Genomic DNA, 25,299 nt, shown 5'->3' with positions numbered 1-25,299 from the left:
GCCGATCAGCACACCGCGTCGCGCAAGGCGGCGATATTGCGGGCATAGGCCTCAGGCCCGCCCTTGAAAGTCGCGGTTCCGGCCACCAGCACATCGGCCCCGGCCATCACCACCTTACGCGCGGTCTCGGGCGTGACACCGCCATCTACCTCAAGCAGGATCTGGCGGCCCGTGCCTGCGGTCTCGCGTTCGATGCGCTCGCGCAGGCGGCGGATTTTATCCAGCTGACTGTCGATGAAGCTCTGGCCGCCAAAGCCCGGGTTGACGGTCATGACCAGCACCAGATCAATGTCGTCCCAGACATAATCCAGAAGCTCGATGGGCGACGCCGGGTTGAGCGACACCCCGGCCTTTTTGCCCTGCGCCTTCACCAATTGAAGAGTGCGATGAAGATGCGCACCAGCCTCGGCATGAACAGTGATGATATCGGACCCGGCGTCAGCAAACCCGGCCACATAGGGATCCACCGGCGCGATCATCAGATGCACATCGAACGGCAGCGCGCTATGGGGACGCAGCGCCTTGACCACTGCCGGCCCAATGGTGATGTTCGGCACGAAATGGCCGTCCATCACGTCCACATGAATGAAGTCGGCCCCGGCTTCGGTGACGGCCTGAAGTTCCTCCCCGAGGCGCGCGAAATCGGCGGACAAAATCGAGGGCGCGATACGGACTATTCGGGTCATGGCGGCTCTGTGCTTTCAGGACTTCGGCATGAGAAAAATGCAGGCCCCCGTCTTAACAGTTCAGGCCCCGCTTAACAAGTCAGGCCCGCTTAACAAGTCATGGAAGATGCCGCAACCGGGCTATGTAAAAGCCATCCACGTTCTGGCTCGGCAGGGTCTGGACCGTACCGTCCGGCAGCAGAGCCGCCTCAAGCCCCGGAAGCTCCGCCCCGGTTACCGGCTCAAGGGCAAAGTCTTTATGATGCTGGAGGAAATGGCTGACCTGATCCGGCCCCTCCGCCGCCTCCATGGAACAGACGCAATACAGAAGACGCCCGCCCGGCGCCACCATATGGGCGGCGGCGGCGAACAGCGCCTGTTGCGTCAGCACCAGAGACTGCACATCCTCAGGCGACTTCAACCAGCCCACATCGGGATGGCGGCGCAAGGTGCCCGTGGCCGAACAGGGCGCATCGAGCAACACATGATCAAAGCGCGGCTCGGGCCGGTATTTACGGCCGTCGGCGGCCACAAGCTCGGCTGTGAGGCCAAGCCGGTCAAGATTTTCCTGGAGCCGTTTCAGGCGCTTCGGCGCGAGATCAAGGGCCGTGACCTCGGCCCCCGCCGCCGCAAGCTGGGCCGTTTTGCCACCCGGTGCCGCGCAGAGATCAAGCACCCGCTCCCCGGCCTTGACCCCGAGCAACTGTGCCGGAAGGGCGGCAGCGGCATCCTGGACCCACCAGAGACCCTCCGCAAATCCCGGCAAATCTTCAATGATTCCAGCTTCTTCCAGACGCAGGCCCCCGCTTGGTGACGTCATGACGTCAATCTGTCGTGACGTCAATTCGGCTACAAGGGCCTCCCGGTCGGCGTCTGGCTTGAGGGTGAGATCAAGCGGCGGCTCGCCCAGCTGGGCGGCGGCGATGGCTGTCGCGGTCTCGGGCCCGAAGCGATCCGACCAGGACTCAAGCAGCCAGTCCGGCAGATTAAGCGCGGGCGGCAAGGGCCGTGGCCCCTCATCGGCAATGCGCCGCAGGACGGCATTCACAAGCCCCTTGGCCCGGCGCACGAAACTGTCGCGGTCACTTCCGGCAAGACCCACCGCCGTGTCGACCACCGCATGCGGCGGCGTGCCGAGATAGAGCAACTGAGCCGCGCCCAGACGCAGAATATGGCGGGCATCCGACGCAAGCTTTTCCGGCGCATCCAAAAAGCCATTGATCCGGGAGTCAATCTCCCCAAGCCGGCGCAGCACGGTGATCACCAGCAACCGGGCAAAGGCCCTGTCCCGAGCCGCCATGCCGGGCTGCAGCCGCAACGCCGCCGCGAAGGCCTCGTCCAGATACTGGCCGTTATCCAGAATGCGCTGCAAAGCCGCAAGCGCCACGGCCCGCGCCGCCAAAGGTGATTGGGTCATGATGTGGTCTTCATCCTATGGCTGTTCGGAACAGGCCGCGTTTCTCTGGATCAGTCATTTCCGGGCGCCTTGCAGGACTGACTGACCCATGGATTACCGGGTCAAGCCCGGTAATGACAATGTTTACTTGAAGCAAAGCCTAAATCTAACCAATTATCCCCGAACACCACGGCATTCCGCGTCCCCATCTGTGTCATTGCCGGGCTTGACCCGGCAATCCATTCTGAGGAAACCAACAGATTACCCCCAAGGCCCGCGCCGCGCGGCAGGCGTCTCAGCCGCCGGGGATGGATCATAACGACCACCCTGCCCCATGGCCTCTGCCAAGTCCTGCAATTTGGCGATGCGGTTCTTCATGTTGGGGTGGGTTGAAAACAAATTATCCATGCCCCGGCCATGCAGAGGATTGACGATAAACAGATGCGCCGTGGCCGGGTTCTGTTCGGCAGCCGGGTTTTCGACGCGCTCGGCCCCGTTCTGCAATTTATTGAGGGCGGCAGCGAGCGCCAGCGGATCGCCGCTGATTTCCGATCCGATGCGGTCGGCCTCATATTCCCGGGTGCGGCTGATGGCCATCTGGATCAGCATGGCCGCCATGGGGGCGAGGATCATCACCAGAATGCTGCCGATCATACCCATGCCGCCGCCCCGGTTGTCATGCCCGGACGGCCGCAGGAACATGGCGAAATTGGCCAGCATGCCGATGGCCCCGGCGAAGGTCGCCGTAATCGTCATGGTCAGGGTGTCGCGGTTTTTCACATGGGCCAGCTCATGGGCCATGACCCCGGCCACTTCACGCTTGTTCAACAGCCGCAACAGCCCGCTCGTGGCCGCAACTGCCGCATGTTCGGGATTGCGCCCGGTGGCAAAGGCGTTCGGCTGGTCATTGTCCATGATATAGACCTTAGGCATGGGCAGACCGGCGCGCGCCGCGAGATCGCGCACCAGAGCATGAAACTCCGGCGCCTCGGCGGCGCTCACTTCCCGGGCCCCATGCATGCGCAGGACCATCTTATCGGAATTCCAATAGGCGAAGGCATTCATGGCCACAGCCACCAGAAACGCAATCATCATGCCGCCCGCGCCACCGATCAGATAGCCGATGCCGATAAAGAAGGCTGTCATGCCTGCGAGAAGAATACCTGTCCGTACTGCACCCATCGTCTGCCGCCTCTGGTAATAAACCCTGCTTCCCCTTATTTAGAGGACAGTTCACCAAGCGCAAGATGGAACCGTCTAATGACCGAGTCGAAACCCGCCGCCGAACCGGCCCCGAAAAACCCTAAAGACCAGATCACGCCTTCGGAAGCGCCAAAAGAAATCGGCGGCCGCAAGGGCCCGGAACCGACCCGCTATGGCGATTGGGAACGGAACGGCATCACCTCGGACTTCTGACCTGCGTATCTCCTTGTGAAGGGCTGCCTCATGAAGACGCTGATGCTGTTACGTCACGCCAAATCCGACTGGAGCGCCGCCGGTATCGCCGATCATGACCGCCCGCTCAATGCCCGGGGAGACGCCGCCGCGATCAGAATGGGCCAGTATCTCGCCCGCGAGAATTTATGGCCGGATCTGGTGCTATGTTCGACCGCGCTCCGCACCCGGGAAACGCTGGCCCATTTGCTTGATGCCTGCGATCGCCCGCCGTCAGTGCGTTATGAAAAAGCGCTTTATCTCGCAAGCCCCCGCGCCATGCTGAAATTTGTTCAGGACGCCTCGAACGACCTCAAAAGCCTGATGCTGATCGGCCATAATCCCGGCACACATAGCCTCGCCAACATGCTGGCTGCGGCGGAATCCAAAAGCGCCCGCGCTGAACTCGCGGAGAAATTCCCGACCGGAGCCCTCGCGCTGCTCCAGTTCAAGGGGCAATGGGCCGATGTCATTCCCGGCAGCGGCCAGCTTATGCGCTTCATCAAACCGCGCAGCTTGGGCGATGTCTGAGCATCACCCCAACAGGGCAAACCGCCCGTTATGAAACGCAAGCGGTGCCCCGGCATGAGCGCCGAAGCGTTCGACCCGGCCGATCAGCACGTTATGATCTCCGGCCAGCACCACCTGATCGGTCACACATTCAAAGCAGGCAATGGCCCCGTCAATCAGCGGCACCCCGCCAAGCCCATGACAGAGCGCAATATCGATTTCGCGGAACTGATCACGCCCCGAACGGCCGAAATGCCGCGCCAGTGTTTCATGGTTGTCCGACAGCACATTGACGGCAAAGCGGAAGCCCGGCTGAAAGCAATCAACATGCTGGGATTTCAGGGCAATATTCCACAGCACCATGGCCGGATCGAGCGACACCGAGGTGAAGGAATTGGCGGTAATGCCGATTTCCTCGCCCTCCGCCGTACGAGCGGTGATGATGGTCACTCCCGTGGCATAACGCCCGAACGCATCGCGCAAAGCGCGCTGGGCATCATCACTCGCGGCGGGCACATGGGTGGTCAGCGAGGCATGCTTCGCGCTCACGGGTAAACTGGACTGTCCTGACATTATATTTCCGGTATTGTAGTGACTTGAGGTTTGGCTCAGCCTATGCGTTAAGAGATGCGCTGTCTATGTCCCCCTTGGGCCGACAAACCCCGCACAAATGCCGCCCCACTAAGAATAAACGCAAGATTAAAACCACACGGAGGACGTCCATCCCATGCGCGAAAAGGAGCTGAGGCTGGCGCTCGTCTGTTTCGGCGGGGTGTCGCTCGCCGTCTATATGCATGGCGTGACCAAGGAAGTGTTGAAATTGGCCCGCGCTTCCGCCGCTCTGCACAAGATCCGCGACCGCGACGCCCGGCACGGGATCAGTTATGGCGATCTTGGCCTCAATGGCGACGACGACATCGATACCGAGAATGTCTATTACGATCTTCTCCGCGATATGAGCGACGTGTTCGACCTGCGAGTGGTGGTCGATTGCGTGGCCGGGGCCTCGGCGGGTGGGATCAACGGCATTTTCCTGTCGCGCGCCCTCGCCCATGACCTCGCCTATGATCCGTTGCGCGACCTCTGGCTGCGCGAGGCCGACGTGAGCCGTCTTGCCCCGCCGCCCGAGGAAACAAATATCTGGTCCAAAATCATTGTCGACCCGCTGGTCAAATTCGTCAGCCGCCGGGTGTTCGGCGCGCGCGGCTACAGCACCGGGGTAAGTGACAAGATCCCGCCGCTGGTGCGGCTCCGTCATATGAAACCCTTGTTCGATGGCGTTCATCTGGTGCGGCTGTTATATGACGCGCTGATCGACATGGGCACGCCGAAAGGCCCCGAATATTCACTGATGCCCGCCGGTCATCGGCTGGAGACCTTTGTCACCGTGACCGATTTTCACGGCTTTCTCCGCTATCTGCCGCTCCATGATCCGCCGGTGATCGCCGAGCGCGAACATCGCTGCACCTTTGAGTTCTCCTTCACCCATTGGCGGAACGGCGACTGGCAAAGCGATTTTCAAAATGACGATGTGCCAAGCCTCGCCTTCGCCGCCCGCGCCACCGCCTGTTTCCCGGGTGCCTATGCCCCGGCGCAAATCGGCGAAGTCGATGAGATGCTGGGCGAACGTGGTCTGAGCTGGCGCAGCAAGGACCGGTTTTTCGTCAGCAATTTCGCCAATTATCTGCGCGCCGGTGTGGATCCCCACAAGGCCGCCTTCATCGACGGCAGCATTCTCAACAACAAACCCTTTGCCGCCGCCGTCAAATCCATTCATGGCCGCCCGGCCTTCCGCGAGGTCGATCGCCGTATCGTCTATGTGGACCCGCATCCCGACGAACTGATCGCCACATCCCCGTCGGATGAAGGTGTGCCCAATCTGTGGCGCACGCTCAAGGCGGCGATGATGGATATCCCGCGCAACGAGCCCGTGCATGATGATCTGGCCGAAATCCAGTCGCTGAACGAACGCATCCGCACGGTGAAATCGGTGATCACCGCCATCAAACCGCGTGTCAGCCGTCATGTGGCGGAAATCGTCGATCCCTATATCCAGTCGGCCAAAAGCACCGTGACCGCTGCCACGGTGAGCGAATGGCGCGTGGCCGCCAATGCCCGCGCCGCCCGTGATGCCGGTTATTCCTATGAAGGCTACACCCGCCTGAAATTGCAAACCTCCGTGCGCTATCTCGCTGGAATCGTCTCAGACATCTGCGGTTTCGCCTGGGACGGCCCGGCCCATCAACGGGCGACCGAAATCCTGCATCATTGGGTGATGCGCGATCCCATTGATGGCGAACGCATGGCTCTGCCCGATTTCGCTTTTCAGGACCCAGCGACCCTGCCGAACTGGATACGCTTTCTCACCACGTTCGACCTGGATTATCAGCGCCGCCGCATCCGCTATATGGTAAGCGAGCTTAATCAGCTTTATGCGCGCGACAATCTGGTGAGAAACGGCAACGGAGCCACGTCGCACGACCAGCAAGACCGCGTCTCCATTGATGAGATCGACAGCCTCAAGGTCCGGCTTTATGACGTCCTGACTGCCATGCGCCGCTGTGAAACCGGGGTCTTTGTCAGCGCCGACCTTCGTTCAGCCTTTCATGTGGCCTTTCGTGCGCTCGATGACGAAAACCCCACCGCCAGTTTCGATGCCGCTGTCTATTCTACGGCACGTCATGACGAAATCGATGCTGCCCTCTTAGGTCTCGGCACCGAGATGGGGCTTAACCAGCTGAAAACCGACAGCGATGCCATTCTCGCCGACATTCATGGCAACGGCTGGCCCGCGCCGCTGGTGCGGGAGCTGCTCGTGAGCTATCTCGGCTTCGGTTTCTGGGATGTCATCAGCTTTTCGGTGTCCGGCAGCACCGAGCTTGGTGAATTCAACGAAATCATGATCGACCGCATCAGCCCGAACGACGCCAAGGTCCTGATCGAGGGTGACGCCCGCACGCTGTTGAAAGGCGTGGCCATGCGGCATTTCGGCGCCTTCTTCAGCCGCAAGGACCGCGAAAATGATTATCTGATGGGCCGGCTGAACGCTGCTGAACGGTTGATCGATATCATCATGGACAACGGCCGTGGCGACATCGGCGGCCTGCCCGAAGACCGCGCGGCCAGAAGCCTCGCCGCCAAAAAACGGGCCTTTGCCGCCATTCTCAATGTGGAGAGCAATTATCTCCGCGCCAGCGCCGGGCTTGTGGAGCGTCTGAAAGCCAAGCTTGCGGAACTTTAAACCTTAAACGTGGAAGCTTTCGCCGCAGCCACACTGGCCCTTGGCGTTCGGGTTGGTGAAGGTGAAGCCGGCGGCGAATACGTCTTCCTTGAAGTCCATCTCGGAGCCGATGAGATACAGCAGCGACTGCGCGTCCACATAGACCCGCACACCCTTGTCTTCGACAACTTCGTCCGACAGGATCGGCTCGTCCACATAATCGACCGTATAGGCGAGGCCGGAGCAACCCCGTGCCCGCGTACCCAACCGTACACCCAAAGACGCCTGCCCGCGATCGGCCAACAGACCCTTGATCCGGTCGGCTGCGGCATCGGTGATGGAAATGACGTTACGATGAGCCATAGTTCACTCTACTTTCCTGTCATTGCCGGGGAATGGCAATAGTTCATAGATAGGTCACAGGAACCCAAGTTCAAGCCGAGCTGCCTCGGACATCATGCTCTGATCCCAGGCCGGTTCCCAGGTCAGTTCGACCGAAACATCATTGACGCCCTCCACGCCACGGATGCGCGTTTCCACCTCGCCGGGCATGCTTTCCGCGACCGGACAATGGGGCGTGGTCAGGGTCATGATGACCTTCACATTGCCCTTCACATCGGCGGTCAGTTCATAAATCAGGCCGAGTTCATAGATATTGACCGGGATTTCCGGATCGTAAATGGTCTGCACCATCTCAATCACATGAAATTCAAGCTCGGGATCGCGTTCCGCCGCAGGTTCCGGCTTGTTGTCGAGAAAGGCTTCAAGGAAACCCGGCTCAGCATCGGATCCGGTTTTCGGCGTCTCGGTCTCGGTCATGTTCTGGGTATCGCTCATGCGAAAATCTTCCGTACCTTGTGCAAGCCTGCAATCATCTGATCAATCTCGGCTTTGGTCGAATAGAGCCCGAAGGAGGCCCGCGCCGTCGCCGGTACATCGAAGAAATCCATCACCGGCTGGGCGCAATGATGCCCGGCCCGCACAGCGACGCCTTCATGGTCAAGAATGGTGCCGATGTCATGAGGATGGGCGCAATCCATGACAAAGGAAATGAGCGAGGCATGATTGCGCGCCTTGCCGATGATCGACAGGCCCGGAATCTCCTGTATCCGCTCCATGCCATAGGTAAATAGCTCATGCTCATGGGCAGCGATGGCATCGAGCCCGATAGCATTCACATAGTCAATGGCCGCGCCCAGACCGATCACCCCGGTGATATGCGGCGTCCCGGCCTCGAACTTATGCGGCAGATCGTTCCATTCGGTTTTCTCGAAAGTCACCGAGCGGATCATGTCGCCGCCGCCCTGATAAGGCGGCATGGCATCAAGCAGCGCCGTCTTGCCGTACAGCACGCCGATTCCGGTCGGGCCATAAAGCTTATGCCCAGTAAGAACATAGAAATCAGCATCGAGCGCCTGCACATCGGTTGGCATATGCTGAACCGCCTGACAACCGTCCACCAGCACCTTGGCCCCCACTTCATGAGCAAGGCGGATGATCTCGGCAATCGGCGTGATCGACCCGAGCGAATTCGACACCTGCGTGATCGAGACGAATTTCGTCTTGTCCGACAGTAACTTGGCATAATCTTCAAGCAGGAAATTGCCGTCATGATCGATCGGCGCGACCTTGATCACGATGCCGATCTGATCGCGCAGAATCTGCCAGGGCACGATGTTCGAATGATGCTCCATATGCGAGATCACCACTTCATCCCCGGCTTTCAGGAATGTGCGGCCATAACTTTGCGCCACCAGATTGACGCCTTCGGTGGCGTTGCGGGTGAAAATAATCTCCCGCGCATGGGCCGCGCCCAGGAACGCGCGGATCTTTTCCCGTGCATCCTCGAAGGTCTGGGTGGTTTTCTGGCTGAGGTAATAGACCCCGCGATGAATATTGGCGTAATCCCGCTCATAGACCTCACGTTCGGCATCAATCACCATCTGCGGCTTCTGGGCGCTTGCGGCGCTGTCCAGAAATGCAAAGGGCTTGCCGTGGATCTGTTGCTGCAGCACCGGGAAATCGGCGCGCAGACGCTCCACATCATAACTGTTCCTGAGCGTCAGCGGTGCATTCATGCCGGATCTCCCGCTATGGCCCTGCCCTGCATCCAGCCGGCGACCCGCGCCCGCAACAGATCCTCAAGAGCCGCCACCGGCAGATCATCGATCACCCCGCCGACAAAAGCCTCGATCAGCATGGCCTTGGCCGACACCGGATCGATACCCCGGGATTCAAGGTAAAACAACATGTCCTCGTCAAGCTCGCCAACCGTCGCGCCATGGGCGCATTTGACGTCATCGGCATAGATTTCAAGCTCGGGCTTGGTGTTGGCTTCGGCGCCCTTGGCCAGCAGAAGATTGCGGCTTGACTGGATAGCGTCGGTCTTCTGCGCATCCTCATGAACCACAATGCGGCCTTGATAGGCCGTGGTGCCCTTGGCATCGGCCACACTGCGAAACGTCTGATGGCTGGTGCCGTGAGGCGCCAGATGATGCATTTCCGTATAGGTATCAAGGGTCTGGCCAGACGCCGCCAAAGCCGCGCCCATAAGATTGCAGAGCACGCCCGGCTCTTCAAGCCGCACATGAACTTCGTGCCGCACGACTTTTCCGCCAAGCGACAGGGCGCGATGTTCGAACCGGCTGTCACGCTTCTGAACCACCTTCAACAGCCCGGTATGAATGGCCGCCGGACCTTCATCATAAAGCGTCACCGCCTTGAAGCCCGCGTTCGCGCCCAAGGTCACTTCGCGCACCGGATTGACCCAGTACAAAAGCTCGCTGCGGCCCTGATAGATCTCGATAAGCGTGAGTTCAGCACTCGGGGCGAGATCCACAAACAGTCGCGGATGCGTCGCTTCCTCGGCTTCCCCGGGGGCGCTCACATAGAGAAGGGTCAGCGGCTTGGCCACAGGCTTATCCGCGCGGATCACCAGCCCGTCGGCCCAGAGCGCCGTATTCAGCGCCGTGAGGGCGCGGCCGTCATCTGCCTTCAGGCGGGTGGCCAAAGTCGCGTCCGTCACAAGCGCATCGGCAAGCGGCGTCACCGTCACACCGTCAAGCTCCTCAAGCCGCGACAGCGCCGGGACAAAGCGGCCATTGACCAGCACCAGAACAGCGCCGCCGAAATCGGTTACCGGCAGTGCATCTTCATCTGCGTCCACCAGGCCGGACAACTGGAATGCCCCCTTGCGCAGGACGCCAAGATTGACATAGCGCCAGGCTTCATCCGCAACCGTGGGCAGGCCCAGCGCCACATAACGGGCTTCGGCCTCTTCACGTAAACTAGCGAGCATTTCGGTCATCTGAACGCTCCTTAGGCCGCCGCACCGGCGAAGGCCGCATAGCCCTCACGCTCGAGCACATAGGCCAGTTCCTTGCCACCCGATTTGACGATCTGGCCTTGAACCAGAACATGCACAAAATCAGGCACCACATAATCAAGCAGGCGCTGATAATGGGTGATCATCAGGATTGCCTTGTCGGGCGCACGGAGGGCGTTGATCCCCTTCGAGACGACCTTAAGCGCGTCGATATCAAGCCCCGAATCCGTCTCATCGAGAATGGCGAGCTTCGGGTCAAGGACCTGCATCTGCACCATTTCGTTGCGCTTTTTCTCGCCGCCCGAAAAGCCCACATTGACCGGACGCTTCAGCATCTCCGGGTCCATTTCAAGTGCCTTCGCCTTATCGCGCACGAGCTTGAGGAATTCCGCCGCTGTCACGTCGGCCTCGCCACGCGCCTTGCGGATCGCATTCAGCGCCGTTTTGAGGAAATTCAGATTGCTCACGCCCGGGATTTCAACCGGATACTGGAAGCCGAGGAAAATCCCCGCCGCCGCCCGCAGGTCCGGCGACATCTCAAGCAGATTTTCGCCGTCAAGAGTGACGCTGCCTTCCAAAAGCTCATAACCCGGCCGCCCCGACAACACATAAGACAGCGTGCTTTTGCCCGAGCCGTTCGGACCCATGATGGCATGAACTTCGCCCGGGTTGATGGTCAGATTGATGCCCTTGAGGATTTCCCGGCCATCGATCGCTGCACGCAAGTTTTTGATTTCCAACATCTTTATACCCTTTATCAGCCCACGCTGCCTTCAAGCGAAACGCCAAGAAGCTTCTGCGCCTCGACCGCGAATTCCATCGGCAGATGCTGCATCACTTCCTTGCAGAACCCGTTGACGATCATGGTCACGGCGTCCTCGGTCGACAGTCCGCGTTGCTGGCAATAAAATAACTGGTCGTCGCTGATCTTGGAGGTGGTGGCCTCATGCTCGATCTGCGCCGACGGATTTTTGACCTCCACATAGGGCACCGTATGGGCCCCGCAGTCCGACCCGATCAACAGGCTGTCGCACTGGGTGTAATTGCGCGCGCCGTCAGCGCCGCCAAGCACCTTCACCAGACCGCGGTAGGTGTTTTGCCCACGTCCGGCGGAAATGCCCTTTGAAATGATGGTCGAGCGCGTGTTCTTGCCGATATGGATCATCTTGGTCCCGGTATCGGCCTGCTGGTAATTGTTGGTGACGGCCACCGAATAGAACTCTCCCACCGAATTGTCGCCCTGCAGGATGCAGCTTGGATATTTCCAGGTGATCGCCGAGCCGGTTTCCACCTGGGTCCAGGAGATCTTGGAGTTGCGGCCGCGACAGGCCCCGCGCTTGGTGACGAAATTATAAATCCCGCCCTTGCCGTTCTTGTCGCCCGGATACCAGTTCTGCACCGTCGAATATTTGATTTCGGCATCGTCGAGAGCCACAAGCTCCACCACCGCCGCATGCAGCTGATTTTCATCGCGCATGGGGGCCGTGCAGCCTTCGAGATAGCTCACATAGGAGCCCTTGTCGGCGATGATCAGCGTGCGTTCGAACTGGCCGGTTTTCGCTTCGTTGATGCGGAAATAGGTCGAAAGCTCCATCGGGCAGCGAACCCCCGGCGGGATATAGACAAAGGTGCCGTCACTGAACACCCCGGCATTGAGCGCGGCATAAAAATTGTCCCCGGCCGGAACCACGGAGCCGAGGTATTTCTGAATAAGTTCCGGATGCTCCCGCACGGCTTCGGAAATAGACGAGAAAATAACGCCCGATTCCCGCAATTTGCCCTTGAAGGTCGTGGCCACAGACACGCTGTCAAACACCGCATCAACCGCGACGCCCGCGAGAATTTCGCGTTCTCTCAACGGAATGCCTAGCTTTTCATAGGTCCGCAGCAATTCCGGATCGACCTCGTCAAGGCTTTGAAGCTCGAGCTTCTGCTTCGGAGCGGCATAGTAATAAAGATCCTGAAAATCAATTTCCGGATATTTCACCTTGGCCCACTCGGGTTCGATCATGGTCAGCCAATGGCGATAAGCCTTGAGCCGCCATTCAAGCATCCACTCCGGCTCGTCCTTTTTGGCCGAAATGAAGCGAATGGTGTCTTCATTCAAGCCCTTGGGCGCAAGTTCGCTCTCAATATCGGTGACGAAACCGTATTTATATTCGCTGGAGGTCGCCCGATCGAGCGCGCTTTGAGCATCAGATGTTGTCATGACGATCTTCTGTAGGTTTGGCGTCTTCAGGAGACGGGAACGCCGCGAGGAAATCAGGCAATGTCTGTGTCAGATCGGAGAGCGTCACGCCTTCAAGCGCGTGACGGATCGCCCCGTTGATCTTTCGCCAATAGGCCGGCATATGGCAGGAGCCGAGAATGTCACATTCCATATGTGATTCCTCGGTGCAGTCGGTCAAGGCGATTGGCCCGTCAACCACTGACACGATATGGGCAATGGAAATGTCCTGCGGCTCATGGGCAAGCTCAAAGCCGCCGTTCAAACCACGATGGGACTTCAAAAGCCCCGACCGTGCCATGGCGCCAAGAATTTTCGAAACCGTCGGCGCCGGGATCAGAGTCGCAGCCGCAATCCCGCTCGCGCTATGGATCGCGCCGGGATTTTCCGCCATGTGAGCCATCAGCACCACGGCATAATCTGCAAGTTTTGTCAGCCTGATCATAGCTCGCCACGAATACAAGACTAAATTGGTTGTCTTTACATGGCGATTTTCACCGTCATTGTCAATGACAAACACGGTGATAACCAGGTCTCAAACAGCCGACCGGCTCTGCAAAAACCGGATGGCTCGAGAAAATAAGGGAATTTTATACCGGCGTGCTCAGCCAGGGCCAAACCCCGCCAAGCGCAAGACTCACCGCTGGCACAATCTGCGGCAGACTTCGTCCAACTGATCCAGGGTCTTGTAGTCAATGACCAATTGTCCACCAGCCCCGTCGCCGCGATCATTGATCGCCACCCGCAGGCCCGTGCCCACAGACAAATCGCGCTCAAGAGCCAGGGTATCCGGATCCTTGTCACCACCGCTCTGACCGCCGCGCGCTTTCGCTGTGACGTCTTTTGGTGCCACATCCTTGCCCACGGCCCGGCCGATACGCACCAGATCCTCGGTCGCCCGCACGTTCAATTGCTGATCCAGAATTTGGCGAGCCAGCGTGACCGGATCCTCGGCATTGATGAGGGCCCGTGCATGCCCCATGCTCAGACGGCCGTCACCGAGCATTTCCTGCACCGGCGGCGGCAGGGTCAACAGCCGCAACAGATTGGCCACATGGCTGCGGCTTTTGCCGACAAGCTGACCGATCTGCTCCTGCGTATGACCGAATTCGCGCATCAGCCGTTCATAACCGAGCGCCTCTTCAATGGGCGACAAATCAGCGCGCTGGACGTTTTCGATAATGGCGACTTCCAGCGCCTCACCGTCCGTATAGTCGCGAATGACCACCGGCACACGATGCAGCTTGGCCCGCTGTGCCGCGCGCCAGCGCCGTTCTCCGGCGATGATTTCATATTGATCGGGCTCATCGATCAGACGCCGCACCAGAATAGGCTGCAATATGCCCTTCTCGCGGATTGAATTGACCAGATCTTCCAGATGATCCTCGGCGAAATGATGGCGCGGCTGATAGCGGTTCGGCCGCAACAGCTCAATCGGCACATCCTTGGACGACCGCACCTTATCAAGTGCCGCATAGTCCTCGGCTTCCGACCCAAGAAGGGCCGAGAGCCCACGGCCCAGGCTCAGCGGACGGGTCTTGCGGGCGGCGTCTTTGTCGGTCATCACATCATCCATAACACTATCTTATCTTTTAATCGGAACATCAGGCCGCCGGCCGGCGCTCGCGGCGCAGCACTTCGGTGGCAAGTTTGATATAGGCCTGGCTGCCCGCGCATTTATAGTCATAGAGGAGTGCTGGCTTGCCGTGGGACGGCGCCTCCGACACCCGCACATTGCGCGGAATCACCGTGTCATAAACCTTGTCGCCAAGATAGCTGCGCACATCGGCGGCCACCTGATCCGACAGATTGTTGCGGCGATCGAACATGGTCAGCACGATGCCAAAGATATCGAGATCCGGGTTAAAGTTGGCCCGCACACGTTCGATGGTCTTCAACAACAGGCTCAAGCCCTCAAGCGCGAAAAATTCACATTGCAGCGGCACCAGAACCGATTTCGCCGCCGTCAGGGCATTCAACGTTAGAAGATTAAGTGACGGTGGACAATCGATCAGCACATAGTCATAGCTTTTGATGGCCTGATCGGCGTCAAAAAAGGCGTCGCGCAGACGAAAATTCCGGCGTTCCATGGGCACAAGTTCAAGTTCTGCGCCCGAAAGATCAATGGTCGAGGGCACGATATGCAGCCCCGGAATGGACGTCGCAAGGATCGCCTCCCGCAGAGCCACATCGCCCATCAGCACCTCATAGGACGAGCGCTTGCGATCGCGCATTTCAACGCCGAGCCCGGTGCTCGCATTGCCCTGCGGGTCGAGATCGATGATCAACACCGATTTTTTCACCGCCGCCAGGGCCGTCGCCAGATTGATGGCGGTGGTGGTTTTGCCCACCCCACCCTTCTGATTGACCACCGCGATGACACGACGTCCGCGTTCGGTCGCCTTGGCCAGCTCGGCCAGGGTCGCTTCGATAGATTGGTCGGACAAAGTTTTAACGGACATTGCGCAAGCCCTTCACTCGAATGAGGCGTCCCCGAGGATCAGTGCAGCTCTGGAAAATCTTGGTTTCCATGTTCCAGTATTTAGTGGCTTCGGTCAATTCATCATCTAGATTTTGACCCTTATGAAAATAGGCCACGCTGTTCGGACCGAAAAACGGCGCCGCCAAACCTAGCAACCGGTTGAGCGGGGCACAGGCGCGGGAGACCAGAACATCCACGGCTCCGGCCTCGAACTCATCGCTGTGGCCCTCATGAACACTCACATCAGCCCCGCTGGCCTCCGCAGCGGCGCGCAGGAACTGGCATTTGCGCGGGCTCTTTTCAAAGAGATGCACATGCCCCGCCCCCATCAAAGCCAGAACCATGCCGGGAAATCCGGCCCCGGTGCCAAGATCGGCCCAGACCCTCGGACGGGTTTGCCAGTCAGGGATATGCTGGAGTATTTGCGCCGAATCAAGAATATGCCGCCGCCATAGATCGGGGATCGTGCTTTGTCCCACCAGATTGAGTCGTTCCTGCCAATCGAGCAGAACGCGAACATAGACTCTCAATCCGTCCAATGTTTCACGTGGAACATTCATCGTGGCGAGAAACTCTTCCGGCCCGAACGTCTCAATTTCACTCACTGTCGTGGTCATGGTCATGCACTAGCCTTGCGGTCAGCCCGCTTCACATGCCCAAGAAGGGCGGTCAGGGCGGCCGGTGTCACACCCGGAATCCGCGCCGCGGCACCAAGGGTGGCCGGCATCACTGTCTTAAGTTTTTCCCGCACTTCGGTCGACAATCCGCCAATGGCATTATAATCAAGCTCAGCCCCGAGCCTTAGACTCTCGTCCTTGCGGAAGGACAGAATGTCGGCGTCTTGACGATCGAGATAGCCGCGATAATGAGCATCAATTTCAAGCTGCTCAACAATCTCAGGCGCGAGCCCCTGAAGCTCGGGCCAAAGGTCACCAAGACGTTCAAAGTTCACATCCGGATAGGACAAAAGATCCATAGCCGAACGCAATACCCCATCCTGATTGATCTTGAATCCGCGCTTGGTGGCTTGCGCCGGAGTAATAGTCATCCCCGCCATGGCGTCGCGGGCTGCCGTCAAGGCCGTCATCTTACCCTCGAACGCCTCGCGCCGAACGGAGCCCACACAGCCAAACTGAACGCCCAGACCGGTCAGCCGCTGATCGGCATTATCGGCCCGCAGGCTCAGCCGATATTCGGCCCGGGACGTGAACATGCGATAGGGCTCGCGGGTGCCTTGCGTGACAAGATCATCAATCATCACCCCAATATAGGCCGTTGCCCGGTCGAGGGTAACCGCCTCTTGTCCGCCAGTCAGACGCGCCGCATTAAGCCCGGCCATCAGACCTTGCGCCGCTGCCTCTTCGTATCCGGTGGTGCCGTTGATCTGTCCGGCCAGAAACAAACCGCCAACCCGGCGGGTCTCAAGGCTCGGGTTCAGTTCCCGGGGATCGATAAAATCATATTCGATGGCATAGCCGGGACGAATGATTCGCACATTTTCCAGGCCGGGAATGGTGCGTAGCAGAACGTCCTGAATCTCCTCCGGCAGACTGGTGGAAATCCCGTTCGGGTAAACCGTATCGTCATCCAGCCCTTCTGGTTCGAGAAAGATCTGATGATTGTCCTTATCGGCAAAGCGCACGACCTTGTCTTCAATGGATGGACAATAACGCGGTCCCCGCCCCTCGATGGCCCCGGCATACATGGGCGCGCGGTGTAGATTGTCCCGAATGATCTGATGCGTGGCCTCGGTCGTCCGGGTGATATGACAGACGATCTGCGGATTGGTGATTTCTTTGGTCAGGAAGGAAAACGGCACCGGTGGATTGTCGCCATCCTGAGTCTCAAGTCCGGCCCAGGCAATTGTCTTACCGTCCAGCCGCGCCGGGGTTCCCGTTTTCAGCCGCCCCAAGGTAAAACCGAATCGCATCAGGGTTTCCGATAACCCCAAGGCTGGAGCCTCACCCACCCGGCCAGCCGGAATCCGGGTTTCACCTATATGGATCATGCCACGCAGAAAAGTGCCGGTGGTCAGGACCACGGCTCCGGCACGGATTTCCTCCCCGCTCGCGCTGACAATACCGGCAACCTGCGGCTTGCCGTCCTGTTTGGTCATCAGAAGATCTTCGACGGCCACAGCCCGCACGGTCAGATTGGGGTAGTCAAAGAGAATATCCTGCATGGCCTGACGGTAGAGTTTGCGATCCGCCTGAGTGCGCGGACCGCGGACCGCCGGCCCCTTGCGCCGATTGAGCATGCGGAATTGAATACCGCCCGCATCGGCCACCCGCCCCATCAGCCCGTCGAGCGCATCTATTTCACGCACCAGATGGCCCTTGCCCAAACCGCCGATGGCCGGATTGCAGGACATCTCCCCAACGGTTTCGAGTTTATGGGTGGCAAGCAATGTGCGCGCCCCCATACGGGCTGCTGCCGCCGCTGCTTCTGCACCAGCATGGCCGCCGCCGATAACGATCACATCGTAAGTCGGGTCAATCATTGTGACTCTCAAAGTCTGGAAATTCGCGCCAACTCTAGGGAAAGACCGGCCCGCCGTCAAAATCTATCGGAGACGATTTTAGGCAAATGTTCCACGTGGAACATTTCCGCGCGACTCCGGTCGCTCACTTGCCTATACAAAATTCACTGAAGATTACATCCAGCAGGTCTTCTACATCGACTCGGCCCGTGATCCGCCCCAAAGCCCGCGCCGCCATACGTAAATCTTCGGCCAGCAACTCAAAATCCCGATCTGTCCCGGCCGCCAAAAAGCGCTGCAATTCCCTCACGCAATCCTCAAGAGCATAGCGATGACGCTGGCGGGTGATCAAAACCGGTTCGCTCGACGACATCAGGGCTTCGGCGCGAGCGGTCAGGGTCTCAATCAAATGATCGATCCCTGCCCCGGTTTTGGCACTGACAGCTAAGCCAGCCGTTTCCTCAACTGCCCGCAAATCGGTTTTATTGATCACGAGCAGACTGTCCGGCCCGGTCAAATCCCGCAATGCTTCCGGCATAACCGGCCAGTCCCGCGCATCCAGCAGAAGGATCCTAAAATCGGCCGTCAGCGCACGGGCACGGGCACGGCGAATGCCCTCAAGCTCAATATCGTCCACCGTATCGTGAAGCCCCGCGGTATCAAGCAAGGTCATGGGCAAGCCATGGAGATCGAGATGAACCTCGATTACGTCACGAGTGGTCCCGGCACGGTCGGAAACAATGGCTGCCTCCCGCCGCGCCAGCGCATTGAGGAGGGAGGATTTGCCGGCGTTCGGCGCACCAAGAATGGCTACGGTCAAGCCGTCGCGCAAGCGCTCCCCCACCGGAGCCCGGGTCAGTTCGCGCTCCATGGCTGCGCATAACTCGGCCACCACGGGCCGCGCTCGTAAGCCCACATCATCTGGAAGATCTTCGTCGGCAAAATCAATGGCCGCTTCGGTCATGGCCAGTGCTTCGATCAGCTGAGTGCGCCAGCCCTCATAAATGCGTTCCATGGCTCCGTCCATCTGACGGAGAGCCTGACGCCGCTGACCTTCGGTTTCCGCATTGATAAGATCGCCGAGCCCCTCGGCCGAGGTGAGGTCCAGACGATCATTGGCAAAAGCGCGACGCGCATATTCACCGGCCTCCGCCGGCCGCAACCCCGGGAGCTTTCCAAGCGCCCGCGCCACCGCCGCCGACACCGCCGCGCCGCCGTGGATCTGCAGTTCCACCACATCTTCCCCGGTGAAACTTCCCGGGCCCGGAAACCACAACACCAGCGCCTGATCGAGCCGATCAGCCGTTTCAGGATCCTTCAACCAGCGAAGCCGCGCCGCACGGGCTGGTGGCAAGGATTGGCCTGTTAAGCTCTCAAGCGCGGCCCCTGCTTGGGGTCCAGACAGGCGAAACACCGCGACACCGGCCCGCCCGCGCCCGCTTGCCAGGGCAAAAATCGTATCCATCACGGTCATTCTTTATCTGGCAAGGGGCCGTCCTCTGGCCGCAGCAGCAGACGTTCCACCCGCCTACCCTCGATCAGATGACTTTGCAGGATCTCGTCAATGTCGTCTTTAGTGCTATAGCTGTACCAGATGCCTTCCGGATAAATCACCAGCACTGGACCAAGCTCACAGCGGTCAAGGCAATGGGCGCCATTGATCCGAGTCGCCTTGAGGCCGAGCGCCGATGCCCGTTCCTTCATATAATTCCGCAGCACAATGGCGCCGCGTTCCTGACAGCAGCCGCGCGGGTGCCCTTTGACCCGCTGGTTTACGCAACAAAAGACATGCGCCTCGTAATAAGGCGCAATTTCAGAACTGCCGGTTTCGGCCATTACGACACTTTCTCTCTAGAAATCAGGCTTTATCAGGTTTGTCGGTCTTGCCCGGCCAGAACATGGATTGAAGATCCTGCCAGCCTTTGGAGCTTGCCGGCATCCACAGCTTGAACAGCTCCTGCATCTCCGCCGCCGGAATGCCGGCACTCACGCGTTTCTGCATATCTTCAAGCACGGCGGCCTGAATCTTTTCCAGATTGGGAAAGCCAAAAAAAGCCCGGGCTTCTTCCGGGGTGCAATCTACGGTCATGGTGATTTTCATCTGGCACTACTCCAATTGGATATGACGCGCCTCTTGCGGGGGAGTTGCCCCTTGCTCCCTGATCTCATACACTTTCGCGGCCCGCAGGGTCAATCTTCCCTTCTGTTATCACAGGTCTTTACAGTATGCCGCAACTGTCTTTTCTCAGTCCATATGGTGATCTTACAGTCAGCGAGGAGGATGGCGTCATTGTCGCGCTCGATTGGGGTCGCAGCCCCTTTCAGGAGACCACAGCAGTCCTGAACGAGGCCAAGGCCCAAATCGATGCCTATTTTGATGGCGATCTCCGAACCTTCGACCTGCCCATCGAAGCCCATGGTACCGTCTTTCAACAAAAAGTCTGGGCCGCCTTGCGCGCCATTCCTTATGGCAGCGCCAAAAGTTATGGCGATCTCGCGAGCGTTTTGAGTACGCATGCCCGCGCCATTGGCATGGCTTGCGGGCGAAACCCTGTTCCCATTCTCATTCCCTGCCATCGCATTCTCGGCATTCATGGCAGCCTCGGCGGCTATAGCGCCGGAGAAGGCCCTGAAACCAAAGCGGCGCTGTTGCGGCTGGAAGGCATCTCCTTCCGCGCCCGGGACCCTGAACTCTTCTAATATTTCTGCCTCACAAAAACATAAGGATCAGATCATGAGCGGACAGGATATTACCATCGCCTCGAAAGACGGCAATTTTTCCGGCTATCTTGCGACACCGGCCGGGGGACGCGGCCCGGGCGTGCTGGTCATTCAGGAAATCTTCGGCATCAACGCCAATATTCGCGCCATTGCCGATAATCTTGCCACTCGTGGATATTTTGCCCTGGCCCCTGACCTGTTCTGGCGCCAAGAACCTGGGATTCAACTGACCCCAAACACCCAGGCTGCCTGGGATAAGGCTTTTGAACTCTATCGCAATTTCAATGTCGATAAGGGCGTCGAGGATCTGATCACCAGTCTCGATCATCTGCGCGCCCTGCCCGGCTCCAGTGGCAAGGTCGGCTGTCAGGGCTATTGCCTTGGCGGGTTATTGGCCTATCTCATGGCCGCCCGGTCGGATGTCGATGCCGCTGTCGGCTATCACGGAGTCGGCATTGACAGCAAACTCAGTGAAGCAAAACATATCCACTGCCCGCTGATGTTGCATATCGCCTCCGCCGATGCCTTTGTCGATACCAAGGCTCAGGCTGCCATTCATGCGGCGCTCAACACCAATCCCTATGTGATCCTCCATGATTATGCTGGCGCGGACCATGCCTTCACTCGGGAAGGCGGCGATCATTACAATAAAAAGCAAGCCGATCTGGCCAATCAACGGACGGCAGAATTCCTCGCTGGAAACCTGAAAGGCTGATCTCATGACCCGCACAGTTCGCATCACCCAAGCTGGCGGTCCCGAGGTTCTGACCTTTGTGGATCTGCCGTTGGAAGACCCCGCATCCGGTCAGGTTCGGCTCCGCCAAACCGCCATCGGCTTGAATTTCATCGATATTTATCATCGGAGCGGGGTTTACCCCCTGCCCCTCCCGTCCGCCCTAGGGCTTGAGGCGGCCGGGGTTGTCGAGGCCGTGGGACCCAATGTTACCGATCTCAAGGTCGGCGACCGCGTCGCCTATGGCGTCGGTCCCCTTGGCGGCTATGCTGATGCCCGGCTTATCGCCGCCGACCGTGTGGTCAAACTGCCCCAGGATATCGATGATACCCGGGCTGCTGGCATGATGTTGAAAGGTCTGACCGCACAATATCTGTTGCGTCGGACCTATCGCGTGAAAGCCGGAGACACCATTCTGTTTCACGCCGCAGCGGGCGGGGTTGGATTGATTGCCTGTCAGTGGGCCAAATCGCTTGGTGCGACAGTCATCGGGACTGTGGGATCGGATGAAAAAGCCGAACTCGCCCGGAAGCATGGTTGCGACCATGTGATTGTTTATACACGCGAAAATTTCACCGATCGCGTGCGCGAGATCACCGATGGCAAGGGCGTGCCGGTGGTTTATGATTCGGTTGGAAAATCGACCTTTGACGGTTCACTCGATTGCCTCTCCCCCCTGGGTCTTATGGTCACTTACGGCAATGCCACGGGGCTTGTGCCTCCGGTAGACCCGCAGATCCTTTCGACCAAAGGGGGGCTGTTCCTGACCCGCCCGACCATCATGGCCTATATGGCCAAGAACCAGGATTTGACCGCAAGCGCCAACGAACTGTTCGAGGTGGTGCAAAGCGGCAAGGTCAAGATTGAAGTCAATCAGACCTGGTCCCTCGCTGACGTAGCCGACGCACACCGCGCGCTTGAAGCTCGAAAAACCACAGGATCTTCAGTGCTTTTGCCGTGATATGAGGGGTTTTTAACAAAAAATGCGCCGAAGTTTGCCACTCCGGCGCATTTCTTTTTCTGGAACAATGACTTAGTTGTTCATCGAATCGAAGAATTCTTCGTTGTTTTTGGTCGTTTTGACCTTGCCCAACAGGAATTCAATAGCATCCGTCGGACCCATCGGCATGAGGATGCGACGCAGCACCCACATTTTCGACAGAATGCCGCGATCGACCAAAAGCTCTTCCTTACGCGTGCCCGACTTGGTGATGTCGATGGACGGGAAGATACGTTTGTCGGAGATCTTGCGATCAAGAATGATTTCCGAGTTGCCGGTGCCTTTGAACTCTTCAAAGATCACTTCATCCATGCGGCTGCCGGTATCGATAAGCGCGGTCGCAATAATCGTAAGCGATCCGCCTTCTTCGATATTACGGGCGGCACCAAAGAAGCGCTTCGGCCGTTGCAGAGCATTTGCGTCCACACCACCGGTCAATACTTTGCCGGAGGACGGCACGACGGTGTTATAGGCGCGGGCAAGACGGGTGATGGAATCAAGCAGAATGACTACATCGCGTTTATGTTCAATAAGGCGCTTGGCCTTTTCGATGACCATTTCGGCCACCTGAACATGGCGCGTGGCCGGTTCGTCGAAGGTGGAGCTCACCACTTCGCCTTTGACCGAACGCTGCATGTCGGTCACTTCTTCCGGGCGTTCATCGATCAGAAGGACGATCAGGAACACTTCCGGGTGATTGCAGGTGATGGCATGGGCAATGTTCTGCAACAACACGGTTTTACCGGTGCGCGGCGGTGCGACAATGAGCGCGCGCTGACCTTTGCCGAGCGGAGCCACGATATCAATGATACGGGCCGATTTTTCATCCGAGGTCGGGTCGCCGATATCAAGACGCAGCCGTTCATTCGGATAAAGCGGTGTGAGGCTGTCAAAATGAACTTTATGGCGCGCTTTGTCCGGATCTTCGAAATTGATCGACGTGACTTTCAGGAGCGCGAAATAGCGTTCGCCTTCCTTCGGTGCCCGAATGACACCTTCTACGGTGTCGCCGGTGCGCAGGCCAAAGCGGCGAATCTGGCTCGGACTGACATAGATATCGTCAGGTCCTGCGAGATAATTCGCTTCGGGGGCGCGCAAAAAGCCGAACCCATCCTGAAGCACTTCGATGACACCGCTTCCCGAAATTTCGGTATCGTTGTCAGCGAGTTTTTTCAGAATGGCAAACATCATGTCCTGCTTGCGCAGGCTGCTTGCGTTTTCGACTTCGAGTTCTTCGGCAAGAGCGAGAAGCTCGGCCGACGGCTTCAACTTGAGATCTTGAAGATTCATGGGTGTCGCGTGCTGCGCAATACAATATGAAGAGGGGAAAAGCGGACAGAACGGGCCTATTGACCGATAAAAGGGTATATCAGCATCAGAAGAACAGGCCCGAAGAACGAAACCGGGGAGAGCGAAAAGGCCCCGGTCAACGGATCAATCGATGGAGATGGGAGCGGAACCTTGATAACAACGGTTAGACGTCGCAAAAGGCCCGCGGATCGAAAGACAGGTTGTTGAGCGATTAATGACCCTGTGTTTCTCCGCCGTCAAGATATTTTTAGCGTCCAATCACCTGGCTCAGAATGGACGCACCACGACCATAATGACAATAAAGATCATGAGAATTGTGGGTATCTCATTGACCTTGCGGTAAAAACTGGAACTTTTGCGGTTTTTATCCGCGGCAAAATCCTTCCGCCAACGTGACAAGGCACCATGAAATCCAGTCAATAAAAGCACCGCAAAAAGCTTGGCGTGAAGCCAACCATCGGACCAATTGAAAAGATTCGGCATGGCCAGCAACAAACCGCCAAACAGAAATGTCACAATCATGGCTGGATTTATAATGAAGCGTAAAAGCCGCCGTTCCATGATTTTGAACAGCTCGGATTGCGGCGATCCCACCGGCACATCAGCGTGATAGACATAAAGCCGCGGTAGATAGAGCATGCCCGCCATCCAGGAAATCACCGCAATAATATGCAAAGCCTTGATCCAGGGATACCAGGGGGCGAGAACATCCATACCAGTCACCATCTTTGAAAAAATTACTGTCTTATGCCGCTGCGGAGATCGGATTCGCGACAGGCACAGGCCATATCTGTGGGGCAGCGCCAGGCATTTTCAGGCAACCGCCGGTCAAGGGCGGCGATCACCTGACGCGCCAAACCTTCGATAAATTTGGGCATGATGCCAAGCGCCGGAACCCGCACATAAAAAGGCACAGCCTGTTTTGCCGCAAGGTCACGATATTCAATATCCAGTTCCACCAGGGTTTCCGAATGCTCGGATACGAAAGATACCGGCACCAGGATAATCCCTTTGCCATCCTTGCCGGCCCGAGCGATTTCATCATCGGTGGAAGGCCCGATCCAAGTCATGGGACCAACCCGGCTCTGATAGCAGATTTGAACATCGAGATCAGGACATCCCAAACTCTCAACAATGGCATGAACCGAGGCTTCGATCTGAGCTGGATAGGGATCGCCAGCCGCCACAATACGTTCGGGCAGCCCATGGGCGGAGAACAGCAACCGCACCGATCCATTAAGATCGATATGTTCAGCCTCGGCCGCCGCACGAATACGGTCAGCATAGGCCTTGGTAAAATGCGGATCCCGGGGATAGCATCCGGCAACGACAGGATTGACCTTGAAATTCAATTGATTGGCAGCAGAAAGCCAATCTTTGACCGAGGATGCTGTGGTTGTGGTTGAAAACTGCGGGTAAAGCGGCAGAAGCACAACCCGATCAATGCCTTCGGCCTTGAGAGCCGTGACGCTGTCAGCAGCAAAGGGCTGCCAATACCGCATGGCAATGACACAGCGGGCTTCCATGCCAAGCTCTTTAAGTCGGGCTTCCAGTGCCTGAGCCTGAGCTTCGGTTTCCGGCAGAATGGGCGAGCGTCCACCAAGACGTGCATAAATATCCTGCGCGAGTGGGGCCCGTCGTCGTGAGATCATCCAGGCGACAAAATGACGCAAGCCCCAGGGCAGACGAATGATGGCCGGATCGCGAAACAGATTATAGAGGAACGGCTCCACCGCGGCAGGCGAATCCGGCCCGCCGAGGTTCATCAAGACCACCCCTACCCGTTCACTCACATC

Annotated in this window: 27 protein-coding genes; 6 read left to right on the top strand and 21 right to left on the bottom strand. The window is 58.3% G+C overall.

Annotated elements, in window-relative coordinates; translation table 11 throughout:
• Positions 1 to 5 precede the first annotated feature (5 nt).
• From rpe to htpX, 3 genes are all read right to left on the bottom strand, one after another.
• Positions 6 to 686 (bottom strand): ribulose-phosphate 3-epimerase, encoded by a 681-nt coding sequence (gene rpe / locus NYP16_RS00335; RefSeq protein ID WP_274942114.1) that lies wholly within the window; start codon positions 684 to 686, stop codon positions 6 to 8.
• 97 nt (positions 687 to 783) lie between these two features.
• Entirely contained in the window at positions 784 to 2,082 is a 1,299-nt protein-coding gene (gene rsmB, locus NYP16_RS00330; protein ID WP_274942113.1) for a 16S rRNA (cytosine(967)-C(5))-methyltransferase RsmB, read from the bottom strand.
• Between the two features lie 240 nt (positions 2,083 to 2,322).
• Positions 2,323 to 3,243 (bottom strand): zinc metalloprotease HtpX, encoded by a 921-nt coding sequence (gene htpX / locus NYP16_RS00325; protein ID WP_274942112.1) that lies wholly within the window; start codon positions 3,241 to 3,243, stop codon positions 2,323 to 2,325.
• A gap of 78 nt (positions 3,244 to 3,321) precedes the next feature.
• Here htpX and NYP16_RS00320 point away from each other — a divergent pair, with 78 nt between their 5' ends.
• Together NYP16_RS00320 and NYP16_RS00315 are read left to right on the top strand one after the other, a co-directional pair.
• On the top strand, positions 3,322 to 3,477 hold the full coding sequence (locus NYP16_RS00320) for a DUF1674 domain-containing protein (RefSeq protein ID WP_274942111.1): 156 nt from the start codon (positions 3,322 to 3,324) through the stop codon (positions 3,475 to 3,477).
• 30 nt (positions 3,478 to 3,507) lie between these two features.
• Positions 3,508 to 4,026 carry a SixA phosphatase family protein gene (locus NYP16_RS00315; protein ID WP_274942110.1) on the top strand — a complete coding sequence of 173 codons (519 nt, stop codon included), beginning with the start codon at positions 3,508 to 3,510 and terminating at the stop codon, positions 4,024 to 4,026.
• A gap of 3 nt (positions 4,027 to 4,029) precedes the next feature.
• On the opposite strand, the gene NYP16_RS00310 is transcribed toward NYP16_RS00315, so the two are convergent.
• Complete coding sequence (locus NYP16_RS00310; RefSeq protein WP_274942109.1) at positions 4,030 to 4,554, bottom strand: flavin reductase family protein; 525 nt, start codon at positions 4,552 to 4,554, stop codon at positions 4,030 to 4,032.
• Positions 4,555 to 4,732: 178 nt separating this feature from the next.
• Here NYP16_RS00310 and NYP16_RS00305 point away from each other — a divergent pair, with 178 nt between their 5' ends.
• Complete coding sequence (locus NYP16_RS00305; RefSeq protein WP_274942108.1) at positions 4,733 to 7,246, top strand: patatin-like protein; 2,514 nt, start codon at positions 4,733 to 4,735, stop codon at positions 7,244 to 7,246.
• A 3-nt stretch (positions 7,247 to 7,249) separates the two neighbouring features.
• Here the strand turns inward: NYP16_RS00305 and NYP16_RS00300 are convergent, their stop codons facing one another.
• The 14 genes from NYP16_RS00300 to NYP16_RS00235 all read right to left on the bottom strand — a co-directional run bounded on the left by NYP16_RS00300 (position 7,250) and on the right by NYP16_RS00235 (position 19,839).
• On the bottom strand, positions 7,250 to 7,588 hold the full coding sequence (locus NYP16_RS00300) for a HesB/IscA family protein (RefSeq protein WP_274942107.1): 339 nt from the start codon (positions 7,586 to 7,588) through the stop codon (positions 7,250 to 7,252).
• 54 nt (positions 7,589 to 7,642) lie between these two features.
• Positions 7,643 to 8,062, bottom strand: coding sequence for a DUF59 domain-containing protein (locus NYP16_RS00295; RefSeq protein ID WP_274942106.1), 420 nt, complete (start codon positions 8,060 to 8,062; stop codon positions 7,643 to 7,645).
• Positions 8,059 to 9,303 carry a cysteine desulfurase gene (locus NYP16_RS00290; protein ID WP_274942105.1) on the bottom strand — a complete coding sequence of 415 codons (1,245 nt, stop codon included), beginning with the start codon at positions 9,301 to 9,303 and terminating at the stop codon, positions 8,059 to 8,061. Before NYP16_RS00290 ends, NYP16_RS00295 begins: the two co-directional genes overlap by 4 nt.
• Entirely contained in the window at positions 9,300 to 10,532 is a 1,233-nt protein-coding gene (gene sufD, locus NYP16_RS00285) for a Fe-S cluster assembly protein SufD (RefSeq protein ID WP_274942104.1), read from the bottom strand. The genes NYP16_RS00290 and sufD overlap by 4 nt, the downstream gene beginning before the upstream one ends.
• 11 nt (positions 10,533 to 10,543) lie before the next feature.
• Positions 10,544 to 11,293 (bottom strand): Fe-S cluster assembly ATPase SufC, encoded by a 750-nt coding sequence (gene sufC / locus NYP16_RS00280; RefSeq protein WP_279347095.1) that lies wholly within the window; start codon positions 11,291 to 11,293, stop codon positions 10,544 to 10,546.
• A gap of 14 nt (positions 11,294 to 11,307) precedes the next feature.
• On the bottom strand, positions 11,308 to 12,759 hold the full coding sequence (sufB, locus tag NYP16_RS00275; RefSeq protein ID WP_274942103.1) for a Fe-S cluster assembly protein SufB: 1,452 nt from the start codon (positions 12,757 to 12,759) through the stop codon (positions 11,308 to 11,310).
• Positions 12,746 to 13,222: an SUF system Fe-S cluster assembly regulator gene (locus NYP16_RS00270; protein ID WP_274942102.1), complete on the bottom strand. Its 477-nt coding sequence runs from the start codon at positions 13,220 to 13,222 to the stop codon at positions 12,746 to 12,748. Before NYP16_RS00270 ends, sufB begins: the two co-directional genes overlap by 14 nt.
• A gap of 192 nt (positions 13,223 to 13,414) precedes the next feature.
• The gene (locus tag NYP16_RS00265; protein WP_274942101.1) at positions 13,415 to 14,341 is read right to left on the bottom strand and encodes a ParB/RepB/Spo0J family partition protein; all 927 of its coding nucleotides are present in this window, start codon (positions 14,339 to 14,341) and stop codon (positions 13,415 to 13,417) included.
• Positions 14,342 to 14,381: 40 nt separating this feature from the next.
• Entirely contained in the window at positions 14,382 to 15,239 is an 858-nt protein-coding gene (locus NYP16_RS00260; protein ID WP_274942100.1) for a ParA family protein, read from the bottom strand.
• Positions 15,229 to 15,876, bottom strand: coding sequence for a 16S rRNA (guanine(527)-N(7))-methyltransferase RsmG (rsmG, locus tag NYP16_RS00255; RefSeq protein WP_274942099.1), 648 nt, complete (start codon positions 15,874 to 15,876; stop codon positions 15,229 to 15,231). The genes NYP16_RS00260 and rsmG overlap by 11 nt, the downstream gene beginning before the upstream one ends.
• Positions 15,877 to 15,878: 2 nt before the next feature.
• Positions 15,879 to 17,759: a tRNA uridine-5-carboxymethylaminomethyl(34) synthesis enzyme MnmG gene (gene mnmG, locus NYP16_RS00250; RefSeq protein ID WP_274942098.1), complete on the bottom strand. Its 1,881-nt coding sequence runs from the start codon at positions 17,757 to 17,759 to the stop codon at positions 15,879 to 15,881.
• 124 nt (positions 17,760 to 17,883) lie between these two features.
• On the bottom strand, positions 17,884 to 19,212 hold the full coding sequence (gene mnmE / locus NYP16_RS00245) for a tRNA uridine-5-carboxymethylaminomethyl(34) synthesis GTPase MnmE (protein ID WP_274942097.1): 1,329 nt from the start codon (positions 19,210 to 19,212) through the stop codon (positions 17,884 to 17,886).
• On the bottom strand, positions 19,209 to 19,574 hold the full coding sequence (locus NYP16_RS00240) for a (2Fe-2S) ferredoxin domain-containing protein (RefSeq protein WP_274942096.1): 366 nt from the start codon (positions 19,572 to 19,574) through the stop codon (positions 19,209 to 19,211). The genes mnmE and NYP16_RS00240 overlap by 4 nt, the downstream gene beginning before the upstream one ends.
• Before the next feature lie 22 nt (positions 19,575 to 19,596).
• Entirely contained in the window at positions 19,597 to 19,839 is a 243-nt protein-coding gene (locus tag NYP16_RS00235; protein ID WP_274942095.1) for a DUF6489 family protein, read from the bottom strand.
• A gap of 125 nt (positions 19,840 to 19,964) precedes the next feature.
• On the opposite strand from NYP16_RS00235, the gene NYP16_RS00230 reads away from it, so the two are divergent.
• Genes NYP16_RS00230 through NYP16_RS00220 form a run of 3 tightly spaced genes read left to right on the top strand, consistent with a single transcriptional unit; the run spans position 19,965 to position 22,153 of the window.
• Positions 19,965 to 20,438 (top strand): methylated-DNA--[protein]-cysteine S-methyltransferase, encoded by a 474-nt coding sequence (locus NYP16_RS00230; RefSeq protein ID WP_274942094.1) that lies wholly within the window; start codon positions 19,965 to 19,967, stop codon positions 20,436 to 20,438.
• 34 nt (positions 20,439 to 20,472) lie between these two features.
• A complete protein-coding gene (locus NYP16_RS00225; protein ID WP_274942093.1) occupies positions 20,473 to 21,174 on the top strand; it encodes a dienelactone hydrolase family protein in 702 nt (233 codons plus the stop codon).
• 4 nt (positions 21,175 to 21,178) lie between these two features.
• Complete coding sequence (locus NYP16_RS00220) at positions 21,179 to 22,153, top strand: quinone oxidoreductase family protein (RefSeq protein WP_274942092.1); 975 nt, start codon at positions 21,179 to 21,181, stop codon at positions 22,151 to 22,153.
• Between the two features lie 72 nt (positions 22,154 to 22,225).
• Here NYP16_RS00220 and rho read toward each other — a convergent pair whose 3' ends face one another.
• The 3 genes from rho to hemH all read right to left on the bottom strand — a co-directional run bounded on the left by rho (position 22,226) and on the right by hemH (position 25,296).
• Positions 22,226 to 23,482, bottom strand: a complete 1,257-nt coding sequence (gene rho / locus NYP16_RS00215) for a transcription termination factor Rho (protein ID WP_274942091.1) — start codon at positions 23,480 to 23,482, stop codon at positions 22,226 to 22,228.
• 288 nt (positions 23,483 to 23,770) lie between these two features.
• Positions 23,771 to 24,217, bottom strand: coding sequence for a protoporphyrinogen oxidase HemJ (gene hemJ / locus NYP16_RS00210; protein WP_274942090.1), 447 nt, complete (start codon positions 24,215 to 24,217; stop codon positions 23,771 to 23,773).
• Positions 24,218 to 24,240: 23 nt separating this feature from the next.
• Positions 24,241 to 25,296: a ferrochelatase gene (hemH, locus tag NYP16_RS00205; protein ID WP_274942089.1), complete on the bottom strand. Its 1,056-nt coding sequence runs from the start codon at positions 25,294 to 25,296 to the stop codon at positions 24,241 to 24,243.
• Between the last annotated feature and the right edge of the window lie 3 nt (positions 25,297 to 25,299).

It is taken from the genome of Govania unica (assembly GCF_027920805.1).
GTDB classification, from domain to species: domain Bacteria; phylum Pseudomonadota; class Alphaproteobacteria; order Sphingomonadales; family Govanellaceae; genus Govanella; species Govanella unica.
The sequence above is the reverse complement of the archived record's forward strand: the minus strand, read 5'-3'. Positions and strand labels throughout refer to the sequence as shown.

Bases quoted from the DNA above. Each gene is read 5' to 3' on its own strand.
- rpe (WP_274942114.1), bottom strand. From the start codon at position 686: ATGACCCGAATAGTCCGTATCGCGCCCTCGATTTTGTCCGCCGATTTC.
- rsmB (WP_274942113.1), bottom strand. From the start codon at position 2,082: ATGACCCAATCACCTTTGGCGGCGCGGGCCGTGGCGCTTGCGGCTTTG.
- htpX (WP_274942112.1), bottom strand. From the start codon at position 3,243: ATGGGTGCAGTACGGACAGGTATTCTTCTCGCAGGCATGACAGCCTTC.
- NYP16_RS00320 (WP_274942111.1), top strand. From the start codon at position 3,322: ATGACCGAGTCGAAACCCGCCGCCGAACCGGCCCCGAAAAACCCTAAA.
- NYP16_RS00315 (WP_274942110.1), top strand. From the start codon at position 3,508: ATGAAGACGCTGATGCTGTTACGTCACGCCAAATCCGACTGGAGCGCC.
- NYP16_RS00305 (WP_274942108.1), top strand. From the start codon at position 4,733: ATGCGCGAAAAGGAGCTGAGGCTGGCGCTCGTCTGTTTCGGCGGGGTG.
- NYP16_RS00300 (WP_274942107.1), bottom strand. From the start codon at position 7,588: ATGGCTCATCGTAACGTCATTTCCATCACCGATGCCGCAGCCGACCGG.
- NYP16_RS00295 (WP_274942106.1), bottom strand. From the start codon at position 8,062: ATGAGCGATACCCAGAACATGACCGAGACCGAGACGCCGAAAACCGGA.
- NYP16_RS00290 (WP_274942105.1), bottom strand. From the start codon at position 9,303: ATGAATGCACCGCTGACGCTCAGGAACAGTTATGATGTGGAGCGTCTG.
- sufD (WP_274942104.1), bottom strand. From the start codon at position 10,532: ATGACCGAAATGCTCGCTAGTTTACGTGAAGAGGCCGAAGCCCGTTAT.
- sufC (WP_279347095.1), bottom strand. From the start codon at position 11,293: ATGTTGGAAATCAAAAACTTGCGTGCAGCGATCGATGGCCGGGAAATC.
- sufB (WP_274942103.1), bottom strand. From the start codon at position 12,759: ATGACAACATCTGATGCTCAAAGCGCGCTCGATCGGGCGACCTCCAGC.
- NYP16_RS00270 (WP_274942102.1), bottom strand. From the start codon at position 13,222: ATGATCAGGCTGACAAAACTTGCAGATTATGCCGTGGTGCTGATGGCT.
- NYP16_RS00265 (WP_274942101.1), bottom strand. From the start codon at position 14,341: ATGACCGACAAAGACGCCGCCCGCAAGACCCGTCCGCTGAGCCTGGGC.
- NYP16_RS00260 (WP_274942100.1), bottom strand. From the start codon at position 15,239: ATGTCCGTTAAAACTTTGTCCGACCAATCTATCGAAGCGACCCTGGCC.
- rsmG (WP_274942099.1), bottom strand. From the start codon at position 15,876: ATGACCACGACAGTGAGTGAAATTGAGACGTTCGGGCCGGAAGAGTTT.
- mnmG (WP_274942098.1), bottom strand. From the start codon at position 17,759: ATGATTGACCCGACTTACGATGTGATCGTTATCGGCGGCGGCCATGCT.
- mnmE (WP_274942097.1), bottom strand. From the start codon at position 19,212: ATGACCGTGATGGATACGATTTTTGCCCTGGCAAGCGGGCGCGGGCGG.
- NYP16_RS00240 (WP_274942096.1), bottom strand. From the start codon at position 19,574: ATGGCCGAAACCGGCAGTTCTGAAATTGCGCCTTATTACGAGGCGCAT.
- NYP16_RS00235 (WP_274942095.1), bottom strand. From the start codon at position 19,839: ATGAAAATCACCATGACCGTAGATTGCACCCCGGAAGAAGCCCGGGCT.
- NYP16_RS00230 (WP_274942094.1), top strand. From the start codon at position 19,965: ATGCCGCAACTGTCTTTTCTCAGTCCATATGGTGATCTTACAGTCAGC.
- NYP16_RS00225 (WP_274942093.1), top strand. From the start codon at position 20,473: ATGAGCGGACAGGATATTACCATCGCCTCGAAAGACGGCAATTTTTCC.
- NYP16_RS00220 (WP_274942092.1), top strand. From the start codon at position 21,179: ATGACCCGCACAGTTCGCATCACCCAAGCTGGCGGTCCCGAGGTTCTG.
- rho (WP_274942091.1), bottom strand. From the start codon at position 23,482: ATGAATCTTCAAGATCTCAAGTTGAAGCCGTCGGCCGAGCTTCTCGCT.
- hemJ (WP_274942090.1), bottom strand. From the start codon at position 24,217: ATGGATGTTCTCGCCCCCTGGTATCCCTGGATCAAGGCTTTGCATATT.